The sequence below is a fragment of the Rhodococcus sp. KBW08 genome (genome assembly GCF_003852455.1).
GTDB lineage: Bacteria > Actinomycetota > Actinomycetes > Mycobacteriales > Mycobacteriaceae > Rhodococcus_F > Rhodococcus_F baikonurensis.
In genome coordinates, this window is the sequence record NZ_QAJJ01000002.1 from 139,841 (window position 1) to 159,325 (window position 19,485).

Genomic DNA, 19,485 nt, shown 5'->3' on the forward strand with positions numbered 1-19,485 from the left:
CGGTCCGATCACGCACCTGAAGGCCACTCACTGCGCAGTGTCGCGAAAACCAGAGTGTCGGTCCATTCGTTCTTGATCCACGCGTTCTGCCGAAAATGTCCCTCTAGCCGCATACCGATACGCTGCGCGAGTCGTGCCGAAGATTCGTTTCTCGAATCCATCTGCGCGATCACGCGGTGCAATCGGGGAGTCGCGAATACATAATCGAGCAGAGCCGTCACCGCTTCCGTCGCGAATCCGCGGCCGCCGAACTCGGGCGAGAATGCCCACCCGAGTTCGGCGGTGCGCTCGGTTTCAGCTGTGCGCTCGGGCTCGTCGACAAGCCACGCACTCACGCTTCCCACAACCTGACCGTCGTATTCGACAACAAGCGCCAGGGCACCGGCCGCGAGGTTACGGCGAGAAATCCTGGTCTGCACGGCCTCTCGGGCCGCCGCGAGATCCCAAGGCTCGTTGAACAGGTACCGGCATACGTCGCTGCGCCCGTGGAAGACGAGTAGATCCCGGTGATCACCCGGCCGATAGGTGCGAAGTACCAGTCGGTCCGTCCGGATCACCTCAGGTGCAGTCGCCGTCGACCTGCCCACGTCCCCCATATCCATGCCGCCACGGTAGGTTCTTTCGAATTCGTAGGCGAGTGAATATCGCGAGGACGAGCAGCGCTCAATGTTTGATTTGCCCCGTGGCGGGATACTTCACCACCGTAAATAGTCGCAATACGGAGTTACGCCAGGCAATTTCGCACTTGAAATCTAGGGGCGGTCATGTCCGAGGATTCACTGGTCAAGCAGGGTGTGGCAAAAGGAAGCGCGCTCGGCGGAGCGGTTCTCCTCGTCACCGTCGGCGTGCTCGAAATTCTGCAAGGCATCTCGGCGATATCCGAGGACGACGTGACAGTCGTCGGCCCCGAATACACCTATCAATTCGACCTCACGTCGTGGGGATGGATCCACCTCGTACTCGGTGTGCTCGTCACCGCGGTCGGAATCATGCTCTTCACCGGCGCGACGTGGGCACGGGTCGGAGCAATAGTCATCTGTTCTCTGTCGATCCTCGCGAACTTCCTCTGGCTACCCCACTCTCCGTGGTGGTCGATCATCATCATCGCGCTCGACGTGTTCGTCATCTGGGCTGTCGCGACATGGAATCCCGACGTGATCTGAGGCGACAGTTTCGGATCCACCTATCAAGTTCGACGTTTTCATCTGTGCGGCAGCAGTTTCCCTCCTGAGAGGAACATGATGGCAAACGGCACGAGCGACGGCCCACTCCACGAGGACGAGCGTGCCGAACTGGCCAGGCTGCGCCAAGAGGTTGCATCGCTTCGCGAGCACACTCCCAGCGCCCGTGAAACGCCCCTCGAACAGGTCCCCCGGCCACCTCGACACGGCCTCCGGTGGACCGCCGTGGTAATTCTGCTCGTGTTGGTCGCGCTACTCGCAGTCTTGTCCGTGACCACGCGCTTCACCCGAAGTCAGATCCTGGACACGGACCGTTACGTCAGCACTGTTGCGCCACTGGGCGAGAATCCCGCCGTGCAGGCCGAGATCACGAATCAGATCACCGACGAGATATTCGATCGTGTCGATGTCGAGGGGCTCACCACCGACGCGCTCACCGCACTGACCGACGTGTCGAACCTTGCAGCCAACGCACCTCGCCTGGACCAAGCTCTCGTGGGGTTGGCCCCGGTGATCGCCGGTCAGGCGAAGAGTTTTGTCCACGACACGGTGGGCTCACTCGTGCGGTCACAACAGTTCGAAGACTTGTGGATTCAGGCGAACAGGTCTGCGCACAACTCTCTCGTCGCGGTCATGACCGGCAACTACGGACCCGACTCCGTCGAAGTCGATCAGAGCGGAACCGTCAGCATTTCGCTGAGCACGATCATCGACAAGGTCAAAACAGTCTTGATCGACCGCGGCTTCGCCTTCGCAGACAAAATCCCCTCCGTGGACAAGGAATTTGTTCTCTTCCAGTCCCCCGAACTCGTGAAGGCACAGCGAGCCGTCGCGGCACTCGACAAGGTCTCAGCAGTGCTGCCATGGCTGGGAATCGCTTGCGCGGCAGCCGCTGTCGCCGTTGCTCCAACGGGTCGCAGGCTCCGCGCGCTGTCACTGGTCGGTCTGTCGATTGCGTTGGGAATGCTTGTTCTCGCGATCGGAATTCTCATCGGGCGTGCAATCTACCTCGACAGTGTCCCTACCGATATTCTCTCGCCAGACGCCGCGACTGCCGTCATCGACACAGTTCTGGTGCCACTGCGCACGAGTCTTCGCGCGGTTGCAGTCCTCGGCGTGGTGGTGGGGCTCGGCGCCTACCTGGTCGGTGGGTCGTCGTCGGCAATCGCCGTTCGCCGAGGCTATGGGCAGGCATTGGACTTCGTCCGGCATTCCTCCAGAGGGCGTACGCCGAATCAGGTGGAGCGGTGGGCCGATCAGCTTCGTGTTCCGCTGCGCTGCGCCATCATCGGCATCGCCGCACTGTTGCTGCTCTTCTGGCGCTACCCCACAGGATTGGTCGTGGGTTGGATTGTCATCATTGCGCTGGTCGCACTCGTAGTTCTCGAAATACTTGTTCGTCCTGCACGCGCCGCCGCGGAGGATGCCCGGCCCGACGACGCCGGAACCGACGACGCCGGGCCTGGGGCAGAAGATACGAAAACTACGCCAGCGCCTTTGCCTTGATGGCCTGAAATTCCTCTTCGTTGATCGCGCCTGAGTCGAGAAGCTCTCTGGCGTCGGCGATCTGCTGAGTCGGCGACTTCCCGGCGACGTTTCGAATGTAATCACTCTGCGCGTGTATGTGCTGCTGAGCGGCCTCCATCGACCGCCGCGTCATTCCGTCGTTCTTGACGACCACGTAGATCATCGCGGACAGGAATGGAATGACGAAGAGAAATATCATCCACAGCGCCTTGACCCAGCCCGAAGTCTCGTGGTCACGGAACAAATCGGTGATGATCGAGAACAACACGCTCAAGTAGGCCACAAAGGCGAAACAGACGAAGATGAACCAGAAGAATTCCCAGAAACCTTCCATGTCAACGCTCCCTGCACTCGGTTTACACATCAGGAGTTCGGGAGGCTGACCTTCCGCGCCTGAACTTCTGCATTCGGCCAGAACTCCCTGGTCCAAGGTCATTTCAGTATGCGCCGACGACATCCGTTCCGGCTACAGCTCGAGTGAGTCCAGGTTCGCCGAACGCTCGTCCATAATCGAGATCACGATTCTCCGATTCGAGATCTCTTGTCTGGCAGCCTTTTCGACAAGGAGAGGCACGAAGTCACGGATCCGACAGCCCACGAACCGCTGATGAATTGTTCGCACTCTGTTTTCGATCTCCGGTGGAGGAACATTCGGATACCGGGAAATCAGGCGAGTGATCACCCGCTCGACGTGAAGCAACTCTTCGTCGCCAGTCATTCATTAATGGTCGTCCGTCCAGCCGAGCGCGTCAAGACTCGGAAAGGGTTCGAAAACAACACAATTCAGGTACCTCTCGTGGCCAGGCCGACCGATGGGGCACAGTTCGAGACTTCTGACAATTGCGGGGGGATAATCGACGGATGATGTGGACGGAGAGTCTAGGTCGGCTACCGGGGATCGCGACTGCACGCGGATATCGCCGTGAATGGCTCCGCGCAGACGTCACGGCAGGACTCGTTCTGACGGCCCTGCTCATCCCCGCGGGGATGGGCTACGCGGAGGCCGCCGGATTGCCCGCGTACGCCGGTCTGTACGCAACCATCGTGCCGTTGCTCGCGTACGCGGTAGTCGGACCGTCGAAGATTCTTGTACTCGGACCTGATTCGTCGCTGGCACCGCTCATCGCCGCCGCGGTCATACCGCTGGCGGTGGTCGGCGATTCGGAGAACGCGCTTGCACTAGCCGGAGTTCTGGCCGTTCTTGTCGGGCTCATCCTGGTGATCGGCGGATTCCTGCGTCTGGGTTTCGTGACCGAACTCCTCTCGAAACCGATCCGTCTCGGCTACCTCAACGCCATCGCGCTCGTCGTCGTAATCGGTCAGCTTCCCAAGCTGCTCGGTTTCTCCGTCGACGCGTCCGGCCTCCTCGGTGAAATCGGTGAGATCGGAAAGGCTCTGGCCGGTGGAGATGTCGATCCCCTCGCTGCCGTCATCGGCGTGGGTTCACTCATTGTCATTGTGGTCTTCCGGCTCTGGGTACCTGTTATACCCGGTGTGCTGGTCGCCGTCGTCGCGGCAATAGTCTTGTCCGCCGCCGCCGGTCTCACCGATGACATCGGAATGGTCGGCGCGCTGCCGGAAGGGCTCCCCCTCCCCTCTGTCGGCGGAGTCACCTGGCAGGACGTCGGGCACCTGATCGGACCGGCGGCCGGTATCGCGCTGATTGCCTTCGCCGACACCGGTGTTCTCTCGCGCACCTTCGCCGCCCGACACGGCGAGGACGTGAACGGCAGTACCGAAATGAAGGCGATCGGTGTCGCGAACGTGGCCGGCGGACTTTTCGGCGGATTCCCGATCTCTGCGAGCGGATCACGGACGCCGGTAGCCGAACAGAGTGGGGCACATACACAATTGGCCGGCGTTGTCGGAGCGCTTGCGGTCCTGGTGTTCGTCCTCGTCGCTCCCGGACTCACGGCATATCTGCCCGATGCAACACTGGCCGCCGTCGTCATCGTCGCCGCGTGTGCACTGATCGACGTGGGCGGCATGGTCCGCATGTGGCGCATGAGCACCGTGGAATTCGGCCTCGCCGTCGCGGCGTTCCTCGGCGTCGCCCTCGTCGGGGTGCTTCAAGGCATCCTTGTTGCGATCGGACTGTCCTTCGCAGCGGTCATCGCGCAGGTATGGCAGCCACATCGAACCGAACTCGTCGAGACCGGCGAACCCGCCGGATTCCACGACGTCGAACGACATCCAGATGGGCATCGCATCCCCGGCCTGGTGTTGGTGAGGTTTGACGCGCCACTGTTTTTCGCGAACGGCGAGATCTTCGACGAGTACGTTCGCTCCGTCGTCGCCAAGGCACCCGACCCGGTCGAATGGGTGGTCATTGCCGCCGAACCGATCACCGGGCTGGACACGACCGCCGTCGACGAACTCGTCGATCTGGATACATTTCTGGAGGGCAAAGGAATTCGATTGGCATTCGCGGAGATGAAAGGTCCGATCAAGGATCGACTCATCCGATTCGGTGTCGGCGACAGATTCGACTCGACACACTTCTACCCGACCATCGAAGCGGCCGTGAACGCATTCCGCACCCGAACCGGCGACTGACAACGCCAGGCAGTCGGGAGCATTGGCTGCATTAGGTACCGTTTGGTATGGGACTCACGACGGACAACGTTCCGGCACGCCGTATCGCTCAGGTCGCCGGTGTGGGCGGTATTGCCGTCGGGGTTGTCGCGCTGATCGCGTTGTACTCCACCAAACCGATCAACCCGTTGATCGCCGTGGCCTCCTTTGTCCCGATGCTGCTTGCGGTCACACTCGTCGCGTCCCTGATATGCCTGATTTTTCGTCGCTGGATACTGCTGGCGATCTCGATGTTGCTGATTGCGGTGGGCGCGTCGGTGATCAGTCCCATGTATGTGGCAAACAGTTCCGAAATCGACGGGCCGTCCCTGCGTGTAATGCAAGCGAACCTCCTCTTCGGGCAGGCAGACCCCGTCAGTTTGACTGCGACGGTGCGCGAGAAGGCAGTCGATGTCCTGACGGTTCAGGAACTGACCACATCACTCGAAGGGTCCCTGAGAGATCAAGGGCTCGAGCAACTGTTGCCGCATCACTACTTGGTACCGGACGAGGCCGGCGGGGGTGGCGCAGGTATTTACAGCCGTTATCCCCTGACGGAAGCTCGGGAACTGACCGGATTCGGACCTACCAATCTTGTTGCCGAAGTGGGCTTCTCGACTCCGTTCACCCTTCTGGCGGTACACCCCGGACCGGCGTACGTGACCCCGCCCGACGTGTGGACTGCCGAGCTGAGCACTTTACGGAACGCACTCGACGCCGCCTCCGCGCAAAAAACCGTCATCGTCAGTGGCGACTTCAATACGACATTCACGCACAAGCAATTTCGTGACCTCCTCGACGTCGGCTACTCCGATGCCGCAGACCAATTGGGAGCAGGCATCGTTCACACCTACCCGGCGGACAAGAAATATCCCGCGATCGTCGGCATCGACCATGTACTTCTGCGGGGCGGACAGGCGAAAGCTCTCGAGCGGATCGAGATCGAAGGTTCCGATCACTTCGGCTTGATCGTCGACGTGACGATCCCCGACTAGTCGGAAGAGCACCCGCCCCGCGAACGCATTGCGGATCACCCGTGCTTCGGCATGCTTCGACCCGACACATCGATCGTTCGATGAAGGTGATGCGGCGTACGCAGGACGATCGACCGATCCACCACGGATACGCCCGGAAACTGCTCGGCGAGATAACCTTCCAAACGCTGCACGTCGTCGATCGAGCGCAGCCACACCGCCAACGCGATGTCGTAGCTGCCGATGGTAGAAGCAACAAGCCTCGCCTCGCGCAGGTGGGAAAGGCGCTGAGCAATTGCCTCCTTTCGCCCGTCGAGACGTAAGAAGTACCACGCGTAGACCGGCCAGCCGGAGTAGGGCCGAGCTATCTCCGTGCGGACGACCAGACGCCCCGTCGACAGCTCGTGAGAAAGTAACGCTCCGGCGCGTGCCGGCGTGACTCCGAGGGCTGCAGCGAGGGCCGAGACGGTAATTCGTGGTTCGCGGGAAAGGATGTCGAACAGCTGCGACTGTTCCTCTCCGCTGGCGCGTACACCACGAATCTTCGCCGGCGGAGTCGCCTCGAGCGCGGCGATCTCGTCCGCGTCGAGAGCACGTAGACGCCAGTTTCGGGCATCGGAGTTCGCCGAGGACACGATCTGAGTTCGCATCGCGGTGATCATCGGCAGCGATCGTGTTCGCTCCAGGACGTATCTGGACAATTGATCGAGGTCGGTGCACGTGAGCGTGACAAGCAGATCCCGATTGCCGGTTGTGAGATCGACTGTCAGGACCTCTGGATCGTGCGCGATCTGTTCGGCGACACCAAGGGTCTGCGCGGGTGCGCATTCGATCTCGAGGAGCGCAGTCGCCGACACGATGGGACCGCCTCGGTAGGCAGCGATCCACGCTATCCCTTGCGAGTGCAGACGCTCCCAACGCCTGGTCAGGGTCACCGGGTCGGAACCGATCGCGCGTGAAAGCTCGGACCACGACGCTCGCGGCCTGATCTGCAGTGCGTTCAACAGCCGAAGATCGTCGTCCTTGAGCATCTGATCCTGCACCGAGGACCTCACTTTCACAAGAATGCTGCACCGAAACAGGATCGAAACGCATCAATCCTAACTTCATCTCATCAATAGTCCACCAAATCCTGAGCCTCGAGAACGCTACATCTTGCGTTCGTTCGCCCCCTCGAGAAAGACACCGACATGACCGAAGCATTCCCTGTCTCGCATGACGATTCTCCGGTCAGCGATCAGACCGCGACGCACAAGGTCGTTTTCGCCATGAGGTCGCCACGCCTGTGGATCGTGGTGATTCTGCTCCTCGGGCTTGCGGCAGGCGCCCAACTGATCGGCCCCGCAGTGATTCCCGTCGGCGCTGCCGCCATCACGATCCTGCCCATGGTGTGGGGACTGATTGCCGGCGGTGTCGTCTCGAGCCAGAAGTGGAAACCTCTCGGCCTCGATCTTCAGGCCGCAGCCTCGGCAATCATGGGGCTGGCTGTTCTCTTGCTCTGCGCAAGACTGTCTTTCACCATCGGCCCGAACATCCAACTGTTGTTCGAGGCGGGCCCTGCCCTGCTACTGCAGGAACTGGGGCACTTGTTCGGCACTATCGCTCTCGCACTCCCACTGGCGGTACTCCTTCGGATGGGACCGGCGACCGTCGGAGCAACCTTCTCCATCGACCGCGAGGGCTCCTTCGCGATGGTCAGTGAACGCTACGGCCCCGATTCCGACCAGTACCGCGGAGTCCTGTCGATGTACGTTTTCGGCACTCTGTTCGGTGCCGTGCTGATCAGCCTGATTGCGTCGCTGGCTACGTCCTTCAACATCTTCGACCCACTCGCGTTGGCGATGGGTGCTGGGGTCGGATCCGGCTCGATGATGGCTGCCGCTGCCGCGAGCGTCGTTTCGGCGCACCCCGAGATGGCCGACCAGGTACTCGCCGTGGCGGCCACATCCAACATCATCACCGGCCTCCTCGGCGTGTATGTCGGCATGTATGTCGCACTCCCCCTTGCTGATCGAATCTACGGCGCACTCACCAAGCGCTCGAAGACGACCACCGAACGGAAAGCTGACACTGCCCCACGAGCGGTCGCGCCGAGTGTCACCGTGCCGCTGACCACTATCGTTCCGATTCTGTTCGTCGGTGGGGTCATCGTCTCCTCGATCGCAGCGGGTGGCGTAACTCGATCGATCATCGTCGGATACCTGATCCTCACCGGATTGTTGCTCCTGGGCGTCGGCGTGGCCCGCCTGACCCGCGGCAAGATCGCGGCGATGATCGCCATCATCACCGTCGGCGCCTTGGCGACCACGCCGTGGTCCCCCATCGGTGACTTCGTCTCGACCACCGTCGGTACCGTCGACTTTCTCTCGATCTGCACCCTCACCTTGACTGTCGCAGGTCTCAGCCTCGGCAAGGACCTTCCCTTACTCAAGACGATCGGCTGGAAGATCGTCCCGGTCGGAATCGTCGCGATCCTCGCCTCGTACCTGCTTTCCGTGGTCGTCGCGGAGTTCGCGCTCGGCCTCTGGCATTAGGACTGCACCGAAAGACGCTGGAAACAAAAGATCTTGAAAGGAAGCAATATCCATGTCCATCGCTGACACCCTCGCCCCCACGGACTCGGTTTCGAACACGATCGAGAAGTGGTCATCTCGCCTCATCGACGTCAGCCACACGATCCATGCTCACCCAGAGTTGGCATTCGAAGAGCATCGTGCGTCGGCGCTCTTGGCTGACGCCGCGCAGGAAGCGGGCTTCACGGTTACTCGCGCCGCCTACGGCCTCGAGACGGCATTCGAAGCGGTGCGAGGCTCCGGCCCCTTCCGCGTCGTCGTCTGCGCCGAATACGACGCCCTCCCCGACATCGGTCATGCGTGTGGACACAACGTCATCGCCGCCGCCGGACTCGGCGCAGCCGTCGCACTCGGTGAGGTCGCGGAGGAGCACGGCCTGACCGTCGTCCTCCTCGGTACGCCGGCCGAGGAACACGGCGGCGGGAAAGTCCTACTCCTCGAACGCGGCGCATGGGAGGGCGCGGCGATGTCGATCATGGTCCACGGCGCTGCAGGTGAAGACGTCAGTTGCACCGTCACCGGAACGCAGGCAGTCGATCGGTTCGACGTGACCTACGCCGGACGAGCCGCGCACGCGGCCGCTGCGCCACACAAGGGAATCAACGCAGGTGACGCCGCCACGATCGCCTTGGTTGCCATCGGACTTCTCCGTCAACAACTTCCGTCCGACGTCAGACTGAACGCCTACATCGAGCACGGCGGCGAAGCGACAAACATCATTCCGGCCTCGACATTGGTTCGAGCGGAAGTTCGGGCCGCAGAACTCGACGTGCTGTTGGACGCCAAGCGTCGCATGCTCGCATGCTTCGAGGGCGCTGCTGTGGCCAGCGACTGCTCCTGGTCGACCGAACGCGCCGAACCTCGGTACGAGGAGCTGGTACAACATCGCGTGCTGGCGACCATCTGGGACGAGGAGATCGCGAGCCTGGGCCGCACCGCGGCCGCCCGAACTCCCCTGACCGGCGGCTCGACTGACATGGGCAACGTGTCGAAGGCGGTGCCCTCGATCCACCCGATGATCGCGTTGCGCGGCGTCACCGGAGTTCCTCACACTATCGAGTTTGCCGCTGATGCCCGCTCCGCGGCGGGTGACGAAGCCGTTCTGCACGGAGCAATCGCAATGGCGCGCACTGTGATCCGAGCCGCTAGCGGGGACTCGCGCTCCACCCTCTTGACGCTTGCGGCCCAGCGCGAGTCAGGAGCGACCACCGTCACGAGCGCCGAATGAGCACCACCGGAGTCTATGTTTCCGCTCTCGAATTCTTCTCCATCGGCATCGGCCCCTCCAGTTCACACACGGTCGGTCCGATGCGCGCTGCGCACGCTTTCGGCGGCGAGCTCGCCGCTGCCGACTTGACCGCGTCGGTCGACCGGATTCGCTGCAACCTGCACGGCTCTCTCGCCGCCACCGGAATAGGTCACTGCACTCCCGACGCGGTGATCGCGGGACTTCGTGGGTTGGAGCCTGAAACGTGCGAGCCGACCGACGTTCACGGGCGATGGGCCGAGCTGTCGGACGGCGGATCGGTGACGCTCGTCGGTGGCTCGCTCGAACACGTAGTGTTCGAGCACGAGGACATGGTGTTCGAGCCGCTGGTTCGCCGTCACGGCCACCCCAACTCGATGACCCTGACCGCCTTCAGCGGTCGCGAAATCGTCTGTACACGTACATATCTGTCGATCGGTGGCGGATTCGTACTGCGCGCCGGAACGGAGACGCAAGCAAACGCGCATTCGATCAACTCACGCTACCGAACCGCGAAAGAGCTACTGGCGGAATGCGGCTCCGGAACTATCGCCGAACTGGCCTTGTCGGACGAAATCGCGATACACGGCCAGGATCGGGCATTCACCGGCATCGACGCGATCTGGTCCGCGATGCGCGCCTGCATCGAGCGCGGCACCCAGACCGAAGGTGTGTTGCCCGGGCGTCTCGGAGTTCGCCGACGCGCGCGGTCTGCGAACATTCAACTGGAACAACGTAACTGCGCACCATCCTCACGCGAGTGGCTGACCGTCTACGCCATGGCGGTCAACGAAGAAAATGCAGCAGGTGGCCGCGTGGTAACGGCTCCGACGAACGGTGCGGCAGGCATCGTGCCGGCGGTGCTCTACCACCACATACGTGCGACGGGCGCCGGCGCGCATGACGTTCGAACATTTCTACTCACCGCGGCGGCAATCGGGTCGATCATCAAGGCGAATGCCTCGATCTCGGGTGCGGAAGCCGGGTGTCAAGGTGAGGTCGGAGCCGCTTGTGCGATGGCGGCGGCAGGTCTGTGTGCCGTCATGGGTGGATCGCCACGACAAATCGAGAATGCAGCTGAGATTGCCATGGAACACCATCTGGGGCTGACCTGCGATCCGGTTGGTGGCCTGGTCCAAATCCCCTGCATCGAGCGAAATGCCGTAGCCGCCTCGACTGCAGTCACCGCAGCGCAGCTCGCATACCTGGGTGACGGGACGCATGTGGTGAGCCTCGATACCGTCATCGAGACCATGCGACAAACCGGAAACGACATGTCCGTGCGCTACAAGGAAACCAGTGAAGGCGGGCTCGCCGTCAATGTCGTCGAGTGCTGAGGGGATGTCGCCGGCGGCGTCGGCGGGCGGACGCCGTCGCCGGAAATATCATCCTCTCGAACGATGAAGTCCGTAGCGCGGATTTCTACACTCGGTGACATGACTTTGTGGACGGTGACCAGATGACCGCGCATCACGCTGGAGGAATCCCGCTGCATACCGCGTCGGGGCCATCTCGGCCGATACTGTCCTCCGGCCGCAAGATCGCCGCGCTGATCGCTGCCGCCGCCGTCTTCTCCGCAGCCTTCGTTCTCGCCCCGGCCATGCTGACAACACGTCCCGGCGAGGGCTATGCAAACCAGGGGGCGCTCGTCGAGACGGTCCGAGCAAATTTCGTCGAGTATTGGAACTCGGGCGTTGAGAGCTTCACGCCCGGTTTGCAGTCCGCTGTCGACTACTGGCAGCGGTACCACATGGCCAAGGCAGTGATTGCGGTAATCCTGTTGACCGTCCTGCTCTCACTCGGCCGCGCGCTCTGGATGTCGTTCGTGAACGCCGGCCCTCTCACGGCTGGAAAGAAACTCGCATTCGTCTCGGCCGGTGGACTGGTCACACTCCTCGCACTGTTCTCGTCGGTACTCGTGATGGCAAACGTCCAAGGTGTCGTTGCACCCTTCTCTTCGCTGATCTCGATGTTGCCCGTGGCCCAGACGGATGGGGCACTTGGCGACACTGTCGGGCAGGTCCGACAACAGCTCGCTCAGTCGACGGCCACCGGAAATCAGCAAAGTCCGGCCCTCGAACTGATGATCAGCGACTTCGCGCGGTATCACTTGGCCATGGCGGTGATCGCGCTGATCGCGGCAGCAATATCACTGGCCGTGACTGTGGTCGTGTGGGTACGCTTCGCGAGAACGGCACGATCCGAGCGACGGACGAGATTCGTGTCGGGGTCGATAGGCATTCTCACTGCACTGTTCACGCTGGGATTGATCGTTGTCTGCGTGGCAAATATGGGCACCGCGGCAGACCCGGCACCGGCGCTGGCGGCGTTCTTCGACGGCGGGCTCTGACCCAAGTCAAGGGTTCAGGCCAGGGTTCCGTAGTCCCCCGGTACCGGTTGAGGAGGTACCTGGGGACTGCGTCTGCCGTACCCGGGGTCGATGTGTGAGTGCCCTCGGACAGGCAGAGTTCGACTCATGAAAACCCGAGCAAGACGCATCATGCTTGTCGGCCTGTGCAGCGCCATCATTGCCGGCGCTGTAATCAGCTGCAGCACGGACAAATCCACAGACAATCCCACATCCACCTCTGACAAGGTCATGGACTCTGCCATCACCGACCAGCTCGACTCGATCATCGACGCGGCGGTGAATTCGACCGGGATTCCCGGTGCGATGGTGGGCATTTGGGGACCCGACGGCAACTATGTGAAGGTTGCGGGCGTCGCCGATACTGCAACGAAAGCACCGATGGAAACCGACTTCTACCATCGAATCGGTAGCGTCACCAAGACATTTACCGTGACCGCCCTGCTGCAATTGGTCGACGAGGGAAAGATCGGTCTCGATGATCCGATCTCCCAGTACGTCGACGGCGTCATGGAAGGTGATGCGATCAGCTTGCGTCACCTGGCAGGGATGCGCAGCGGCCTCGTGGACTACACGACGTCTGAACAGTTTGTGATGGAATATCTTTCGGATCCTCGCCGAGCTTTCACACCAGAGGAACTCGTCGGATACGTCAAGGACCTCCCACTCCAACTTCGACCAGGGACCACCGTCGACTACTCGAACACCAACACTGTTCTGCTGGGAATGGTGATCGAAAAGGTCTCCGGCTCAAAACTGTCGGACGTCATCGACACCAAGGTCGCGACACCACTCGGGATGGAGCACACCAGCTTTCCCATGACCAACGCGTTCCCGACACCACACGCACAGGGGTACACCAACCAAACGCTCGACGAATCCGTGACCGCGGCGACGGACTGGAATCCGTCGTGGGGCGGCGCCGCGGGTGCAATGATCTCGTCGTTGGACGACATGCGCATCTGGGTTCCGGCGCTGGCCAAGGGCGATCTCCTCACCGACGACACTCAGAAGCAGCGCCTGCAAACCGTGAACTTGAGCGAAGGGGACGACAGCTCCGGCTACGGACTCGGATTGTTCAACAGCGGTGGCTGGATCGGTCACAACGGAAGCCTGCCCGGCTACAAGACAGTCTCGGTCTACTTGCCCGAGAAGGACACCACCCTGGTCGTCTTCATCAACACCGACATCGACGGCGAGACTGATCTGACCAGCGCGTTGATGGTACCGATCACCAAGTTGATCAGCCCCGACAACGTCTACGGCTGATCACCTCGGGTCGGATCCACAATTCGGACGAAAGTGACATTTCGGGTTCGGTCAGTCGATAGGCTCATCCATCGACAGATCGAACCCGGAAGAGGCAGACATGGGATCCTTGAACGACTGGCTACTCAACAGCGACAGCCCGCTCGCGGGGATCGTCGGCGGCATCCTACTGACGATCGCGATGCTTTCCGGCGGCACGGGCATGTAGCCCGCCACGCTCGATACAGCTCTGTATAGCGCTGGATGTTCAGTGCGTGACCCAACGAACATGTTCGTTACGAACATGTTCGTGTACGGTGAAGTCATGCCCACTCAGCCAACAGGTCCGTCGAGCCGTCGCAATCGTGCGGCCAAACCCGCTCTGACACGCGAGGGCATCGTCGGTACCGCGGTGCAAATCTTGCGGTCGGAGGGGTTGCAGAAGTTGACGATGCGTCGACTCGCCCTCGAACTCGACACCGGCCCGGCATCGCTGTACGTGTACGTGCGCAATACTGTCGAGCTGCATGCCGCGGTTCTCGACGAACTACTCGGAGCCGTGGATCTCGCCGAAAATTCTTCCGGCACTTGGCAAGCCCGCCTCGAACAGGTCTTGACCTCCTACACGGCCGTGCTGTTCGATCATCCCGGTCTCGCCCAGTCGGCACTCGTTTCCCGGCCCAGCGGAGTTCACTACGTACGCCTGCTCGAGCGGCTGCTGGCATTACTCGACGAAGGCGAAGTCCCTTCGGGTCAAGCAGCGTGGGGCGTGGACTTGCTGCTGCAGTATGCGACGTCCACAGCTGCCGAACACTCGGCGCCGAACAATTCCGCCGACTCGGATGCCCAATGGAGCGCGTTGACCGACGCAATCCAGAACGCAAACCCGCAGACGCACCCCCTCGTCGCAGGCCATGCAACAGCACTACTCGCCGGTGAACCCACCGCACGTCTGTCCTGGGGATTTCGCACGCTCATCACGGGCATCGAGAACACCCCACTCACTTCTTAGGAATCCACCATGAATCACTATCCCATCGCAATCATCGGTGCCGGCCTCGGCGGCCTCACCCTCGCCCGAGTCCTCCATCTCCACGGAATCGATTCGGCGGTATTCGATCTCGAATCCGGACCAACAGCGCGGACCCAAGGTGGCATGCTCGACATCCACGAAGACTCGGGCCAGATCGCGCTTAGTGCCGCCGGCCTGTACGACGAGTTCCGCGCCCTCGTTCATCAAGGCGGTGAAGAGACACGCGTCCTCGATCGAAATGCCGTCGTGCACCTGAGCGAGCAGGACACCGGAGACGGTGACCGCCCGGAAATCGACCGAGGCCAGCTGCGCGACCTACTGCTCAACTCACTTCCACAAGAAACAATCCACTGGGGAGCCAAGGTCCGCAGTGCACATCCGTTGCCGGACGGTCGACACGAGGTACACCTCGCCGATGGCACCCACTTCACCACCGATCTCCTGATCGGCGCCGACGGCGCGTGGTCGAAAATTCGCCCACTGGTTTCGAACGCCACTCCCGCCTATACCGGAATATCTTTCGTTGAGTTCGACCTTCACGACGCCGACAACCAACACGCGAATGCCGCCGAAACAATCGGTGGCGGAATGATGTTCGCGCTCAGCGCCGACAAAGGCTTCCTTGCCCACCGTGAGACCGACAACAGTCTGCACATCTATGCCGCCCTGCGAGTTCCCGAGAACTGGACGGCGAGTGTCGACTTCTCCGACGATCACATCGCGAAGAAGATTCTGCTGGAACACTTCTCGGACTGGGACGAGTCGCTGCGTTCACTGATCGCCGAAGCGGACAGCACGCTGACTCCTCGCCCCATCCATGCCCTTCCCATCGGGCACAGTTGGAGCCGTACTCCAGGCGTCACATTGCTCGGGGACGCAGCGCACGTCATGTCGCCGTTTGCCGGAGAAGGCGCGAACCTGGCAATGCTCGACGGCGCCGAACTCGGCGAGGCGATCGCGTCACACAGCGGCACGGAAGAAGGACTTGCTGCCTACGAAGAGCGACTGTTCCCGCGCAGCGCCGCGTCTGCACAACAGTCGGCTGATGGACTGGACATGTGCTTCGGCGAGAACGCACCCCAGGGGCTCCTGGACATGTTCACCTCACACCCCTGACCTGACGAATTCGGATCAGGTCGTCACGTCCTCGTGGGCAAGCGACGAAGACAAACCACGGTGGGCTTCGACTTGCTCCAGCAGTTGGCGGGCTTTCTGTTCGACCACGGACACTGCATCGGCGCCGGCGACCCAACGACGTGGGGGTAACGGCGAATCGACAAGTGCCACAAGTGCCGCGGCAAGTTTCACCGGATCCCCACCCTGGGCACCGTTCATACTCTTCCACGCTTCGACGGTCTCTCCAGTCCGAGCGTCGTAGTCGTCTATCGACAATTCCGGCCAGATCGACGACGCACCCTCGACAAGCAGCTCGGTCCGGAAGAATCCCGGCTCCACGATCGTCGTCCCGATTCCGTACGGTTCGACGTCGAATCGCAATGATTCCATCCAGCCCTCCAGCGCAAATTTCGACGCGGCGTAGGCTGCGCAAAACTCCTGACCAACCAGGCCCGCAAGCGAACTGACAGTCACGACATGCCCACTCCGTTGCCTACGCATCACCGGCAGCACCGCCCGTGTCACATTGATCGGCCCGAAAAAGTTGGTCTCCATCTGAGCGCGAAGTTGGGCCGGACTGACAACCTCGAAGAACCCGGCGTAGAAGTTTCCGGCGTTGTTCACCAGCACATCGATTCCACCGAATCGTGCAACTGCCGTGTCCACCGCAGCATATGCGGCTTGTTCGTCGGTGATGTCCAAGGCAATCACCAACAGGTCGTCATGCTCACCGATCGCTGCAGAAACACGGTCCGCGTCACGCCCCGTTGCCACCACCGCATGCCCGGCAGCAAGAGCCGCTTGCGCAATGTCGACTCCCATGCCCCGGCCTGCGCCGGTAACGAACCAGACCTTCTTTTCAGCCATGTTCACTGTCCTCTCGTTTGACGGAGTCCAGTACAGAACAGATTCCACGACCCTGGGAGTGCCTGTCGTTCCGGGTAACAGCAGACCCCCTCAACGCCCCCTACTCGCGAAGAGTCGTCAAGAAGGCAATACGGTCACCACGGTAGAGCGAACGAACGCGCTCGATCGGCACACCCTCCGGATCGACGGACGTCCGGTGCAGCAGAAGCATCGGCATCGAGGTGGTGGACTCGACGAGTGTTGCCTCGCGCGGTGACGCGAGCACCGTCTCGATCCGTTCGGTAGCAGAGGCGAAGACCACGCCGATGGAGCGGATGGCCGCGTACAGGGACGTCGTCGCGTCGAAGGCGTCGAGCATCTCACCGAACCTGCTGTCCGGCAAGAAGGTTGATTCGAGCCCGATCTTCTCGCCGTCGGCGAAGAGGACACGCTCGAGATGAACCACGCTGTCGCCCAACTCGATACCCAACTCCGTCGCGAGACCGTCGTCGGCTGACATTCGTTCGAAGGTCACAACCTTACGACTGGGCACTCGCCCAGCACTCAGGGCGCCTTCGGTATAGGAACGAATCGACAGCGGCTGAACCAACTTCGGACTCGCTACGACGGTGCCCCGACCCCGCCGCTCGATCCGTCCTTCGACGAGAAGATCACGAAGCGCTTGACGGACCGTCTCGCGAGCGACGGTGAACCGCGCCGCCAGTTCCCGCTCCGACGGGACGGAATCACCCTCGTCGAGCCCGCTGAGAATGGTCTCGATCTCGGTGCGCACCCGGTAGTACTTCAACTCGGGTTCGATCACGACGCTCGAGGTCCCCGGCCCGGTGGACGTCTGCTGATTCATGGCGCAAGCGTACAAGAATTCGGTCTATACCAATTGTTAACCTGGAGTTCGTCTCGATTCCCCCTATTGGTCTAGACCAAACGTCACTATCTCTACATGCGAATTTTGATTGTGGGCGGAGGAATCCTCGGAACGGCGCACGCCGACGAGGCAATCCGCCGGGGACACGATGTCATCCATCTCGAACGCGAGCCCGAAGCCCGCGGTGCAACGGTACGGAACTTCGGATTGGTCTGGGTATCCGGGCGAGCTCCCAACGAACTGGAAGCCGCGCTGCGTTCGCGCGAGCTGTGGGCGAACCTAGCCGCCCGTGTCCCCGGCGTCGGATACCGCCCGGCCGGCTCCATCACCCTCATGCGCACCGAGGAGGAGGTCGCGGTCGCGCAGGAAGCATTCGCTCGGCCGGACGCCGACAACCGAGGGTTCGCACTTCTCGATCCCGACGCCGTTCGCGTCGTCAACCCCGCGCTCCGGGGCAAGTTTCTCGGCGGACTGCACTGCACCCTGGACGCCGCTGTCGAGTCACGGCAAGCGCTCCCCGCCATCCGTTCTTACCTCGAATCCACCGGCCGTTACACCTTCCACGCCGGAACGGAAGCCCGCGAGATCACGACGAACACCTCCGGCGTACACATCCGCGACGACCACGGTCGCAACTTCGACGCCGATCTCGTGATCGTCTGCCCCGGAGCAACACTCGGCGGATTGGCCCGCGATCTCGCCGGCGATCTCCCGTTGCGACGTGTGCGCCTGCAGATGATGCAGACAGCCCCACTCGGCGAAAAGCTCACCACCGCAATCGCGGACGGTGACAGCTTCCGCTACTACCCCGGTTTCGCCGGATCTGCCCTCGATCACCTTCGCACGGTGCAGCCGCAGGAACCGACGGCCGAGGAGCACCGCATGCAGCTCCTGTGCGTGCAGCGCTTGCACGGCGGCCTGACCATCGGCGACACCCACGAATACGAGGAGCCCTTCGACTTCGACGTCGACGAGGCGCCCTATCGCCATCTGTCCGGAGTCGTGGAAACACTTCTGGGACGCGATCTTCCGCCCATCGTCAAGCGATGGGCGGGCGTCTACAGCCAGTGCCTCGACCCCTCACAACTTGTTCACCGCGCACAAGCCGCCGACAACGTCTGGGTGGTTGCCGGTCCCGGTGGCCGCGGCATGACGCTCGGCCCGGCACTGGCGGAACACACCGCCGACCAGCTCGGTCTCTGAATCCTTCCGACAAGAAAGACTTCTCATGTCTCCCATCACCCTTGCCGTTCTCGACATGGCCGGCACCACCGTCGCCGACGACGGACTGGTGCTTCGCGCGTTCGCCGCCGCTGCCGAAGCCGGCGGATTGCCTGCCCAAGGCACCGAAGCCGACGCCGCTCGCCAATACGTCCTCGACACGATGGGCCAGTCGAAGATCGTCGTGTTCCGGGCGATCTTCGGGGACGAATCCCGCGCCCAAGCCGCGAACGCCGCCTTCGAAACCACTTACGATTCCCTCATCGACCAGGGCCTGGCCGAGCCGATCCCCGGCGCCGAGAAAGCCATCACCACTTTGCGCGAGGCCGGCATCAAAGTTGCCTTGACCACCGGGTTCAGCCGATCGACGCAGGACAAACTCCTCGTCGCGCTCGGCTGGGAATCCCTCGCCGATCTCACCCTCTCCCCCGCCGAGGCCGGTCGCGGTCGACCGTACCCGGACCTGGTTCTGACTGCCCTGCTCAAACTTTCGATCGACGACGTCCACCAGATCGCCGTACTCGGCGACACGTCCAACGACGTGCTCAGCGGCATTCGCTCCGGCGCATCGATCGTTGCCGGCACTCTGACCGGCGCTCACGACGAACAGCAACTTCGCGAAGCCGGTGCCACCCACATCGTCCCGTCCGTGACGGAGTTCGCCGAACTCCTCACCCACTCCTGATCTCACC

At 62.0% G+C, this 19,485-nt stretch carries 19 protein-coding genes; 13 read left to right on the forward strand and 6 right to left on the reverse strand.

Annotated features, from left to right (window positions below; genetic code table 11):
• Window positions 1-8: 8 nt before the first annotated feature.
• Window positions 9-602 (reverse strand): GNAT family N-acetyltransferase, encoded by a 594-nt coding sequence (locus DBV08_RS00985; protein WP_124566272.1) that lies wholly within the window; start codon window positions 600-602, stop codon window positions 9-11.
• Window positions 603-764: 162 nt separating this feature from the next.
• Here DBV08_RS00985 and DBV08_RS00990 point away from each other — a divergent pair, with 162 nt between their 5' ends.
• Window positions 765-1,163 (forward strand): hypothetical protein, encoded by a 399-nt coding sequence (locus DBV08_RS00990; protein ID WP_124566273.1) that lies wholly within the window; start codon window positions 765-767, stop codon window positions 1,161-1,163.
• Window positions 1,164-1,241: 78 nt separating this feature from the next.
• The gene (locus tag DBV08_RS00995; protein ID WP_124566274.1) at window positions 1,242-2,687 is read left to right on the forward strand and encodes a hypothetical protein; all 1,446 of its coding nucleotides are present in this window, start codon (window positions 1,242-1,244) and stop codon (window positions 2,685-2,687) included.
• Here the strand turns inward: DBV08_RS00995 and DBV08_RS01000 are convergent.
• Window positions 2,665-3,042 carry an SHOCT domain-containing protein gene (locus DBV08_RS01000; protein ID WP_124566275.1) on the reverse strand — a complete coding sequence of 126 codons (378 nt, stop codon included), beginning with the start codon at window positions 3,040-3,042 and terminating at the stop codon, window positions 2,665-2,667. The two genes, DBV08_RS00995 and DBV08_RS01000, sit on opposite strands and share 23 nt — an antisense overlap.
• A gap of 132 nt (window positions 3,043-3,174) precedes the next feature.
• On the reverse strand, window positions 3,175-3,426 hold the full coding sequence (locus tag DBV08_RS32700; RefSeq protein ID WP_124566276.1) for a three-helix bundle dimerization domain-containing protein: 252 nt from the start codon (window positions 3,424-3,426) through the stop codon (window positions 3,175-3,177).
• 143 nt (window positions 3,427-3,569) lie between these two features.
• Here DBV08_RS32700 and DBV08_RS01010 point away from each other — a divergent pair, with 143 nt between their 5' ends.
• Complete coding sequence (locus DBV08_RS01010) at window positions 3,570-5,264, forward strand: SulP family inorganic anion transporter (RefSeq protein WP_124566277.1); 1,695 nt, start codon at window positions 3,570-3,572, stop codon at window positions 5,262-5,264.
• Between the two features lie 47 nt (window positions 5,265-5,311).
• Window positions 5,312-6,277, forward strand: coding sequence for an endonuclease/exonuclease/phosphatase family protein (locus DBV08_RS01015; protein ID WP_124566278.1), 966 nt, complete (start codon window positions 5,312-5,314; stop codon window positions 6,275-6,277).
• Between the two features lie 35 nt (window positions 6,278-6,312).
• Here the strand turns inward: DBV08_RS01015 and DBV08_RS01020 are convergent, their stop codons facing one another.
• Window positions 6,313-7,311, reverse strand: coding sequence for an Lrp/AsnC family transcriptional regulator (locus DBV08_RS01020; protein ID WP_260395226.1), 999 nt, complete (start codon window positions 7,309-7,311; stop codon window positions 6,313-6,315).
• Between the two features lie 135 nt (window positions 7,312-7,446).
• Here DBV08_RS01020 and DBV08_RS01025 point away from each other — a divergent pair, with 135 nt between their 5' ends.
• From DBV08_RS01025 to DBV08_RS01055, 7 genes are all read left to right on the forward strand, one after another.
• A complete protein-coding gene (locus DBV08_RS01025; protein WP_124566279.1) occupies window positions 7,447-8,790 on the forward strand; it encodes a DUF3100 domain-containing protein in 1,344 nt (447 codons plus the stop codon).
• Window positions 8,791-8,842: 52 nt separating this feature from the next.
• Window positions 8,843-10,057, forward strand: coding sequence for an amidohydrolase (locus DBV08_RS01030; protein ID WP_124566280.1), 1,215 nt, complete (start codon window positions 8,843-8,845; stop codon window positions 10,055-10,057).
• Complete coding sequence (locus DBV08_RS01035; protein ID WP_124566281.1) at window positions 10,054-11,412, forward strand: L-serine ammonia-lyase; 1,359 nt, start codon at window positions 10,054-10,056, stop codon at window positions 11,410-11,412. The genes DBV08_RS01030 and DBV08_RS01035 overlap by 4 nt, the downstream gene beginning before the upstream one ends.
• Window positions 11,413-11,534: 122 nt before the next feature.
• Window positions 11,535-12,425: a hypothetical protein gene (locus DBV08_RS01040; protein ID WP_260395227.1), complete on the forward strand. Its 891-nt coding sequence runs from the start codon at window positions 11,535-11,537 to the stop codon at window positions 12,423-12,425.
• Window positions 12,426-12,551: 126 nt separating this feature from the next.
• Window positions 12,552-13,712, forward strand: coding sequence for a serine hydrolase (locus tag DBV08_RS01045; protein ID WP_124566283.1), 1,161 nt, complete (start codon window positions 12,552-12,554; stop codon window positions 13,710-13,712).
• 304 nt (window positions 13,713-14,016) lie between these two features.
• Window positions 14,017-14,703, forward strand: coding sequence for a TetR/AcrR family transcriptional regulator C-terminal domain-containing protein (locus tag DBV08_RS01050; RefSeq protein WP_124566284.1), 687 nt, complete (start codon window positions 14,017-14,019; stop codon window positions 14,701-14,703).
• Window positions 14,704-14,712: 9 nt separating this feature from the next.
• Window positions 14,713-15,840 (forward strand): NAD(P)/FAD-dependent oxidoreductase, encoded by a 1,128-nt coding sequence (locus DBV08_RS01055; RefSeq protein ID WP_124566285.1) that lies wholly within the window; start codon window positions 14,713-14,715, stop codon window positions 15,838-15,840.
• 15 nt (window positions 15,841-15,855) lie between these two features.
• Here DBV08_RS01055 and DBV08_RS01060 read toward each other — a convergent pair whose 3' ends face one another.
• Window positions 15,856-16,707 (reverse strand): SDR family oxidoreductase, encoded by an 852-nt coding sequence (locus DBV08_RS01060; RefSeq protein ID WP_124566286.1) that lies wholly within the window; start codon window positions 16,705-16,707, stop codon window positions 15,856-15,858.
• A 100-nt stretch (window positions 16,708-16,807) separates the two neighbouring features.
• Window positions 16,808-17,551: a GntR family transcriptional regulator gene (locus DBV08_RS01065; RefSeq protein ID WP_095970707.1), complete on the reverse strand. Its 744-nt coding sequence runs from the start codon at window positions 17,549-17,551 to the stop codon at window positions 16,808-16,810.
• A gap of 96 nt (window positions 17,552-17,647) precedes the next feature.
• Here DBV08_RS01065 and DBV08_RS01070 point away from each other — a divergent pair, with 96 nt between their 5' ends.
• Together DBV08_RS01070 and DBV08_RS01075 are read left to right on the forward strand one after the other, a co-directional pair.
• Complete coding sequence (locus DBV08_RS01070) at window positions 17,648-18,775, forward strand: TIGR03364 family FAD-dependent oxidoreductase (protein WP_124566287.1); 1,128 nt, start codon at window positions 17,648-17,650, stop codon at window positions 18,773-18,775.
• Between the two features lie 25 nt (window positions 18,776-18,800).
• Entirely contained in the window at window positions 18,801-19,478 is a 678-nt protein-coding gene (locus tag DBV08_RS01075) for a phosphonatase-like hydrolase (RefSeq protein WP_124566288.1), read from the forward strand.
• Window positions 19,479-19,485 lie beyond the last annotated feature (7 nt).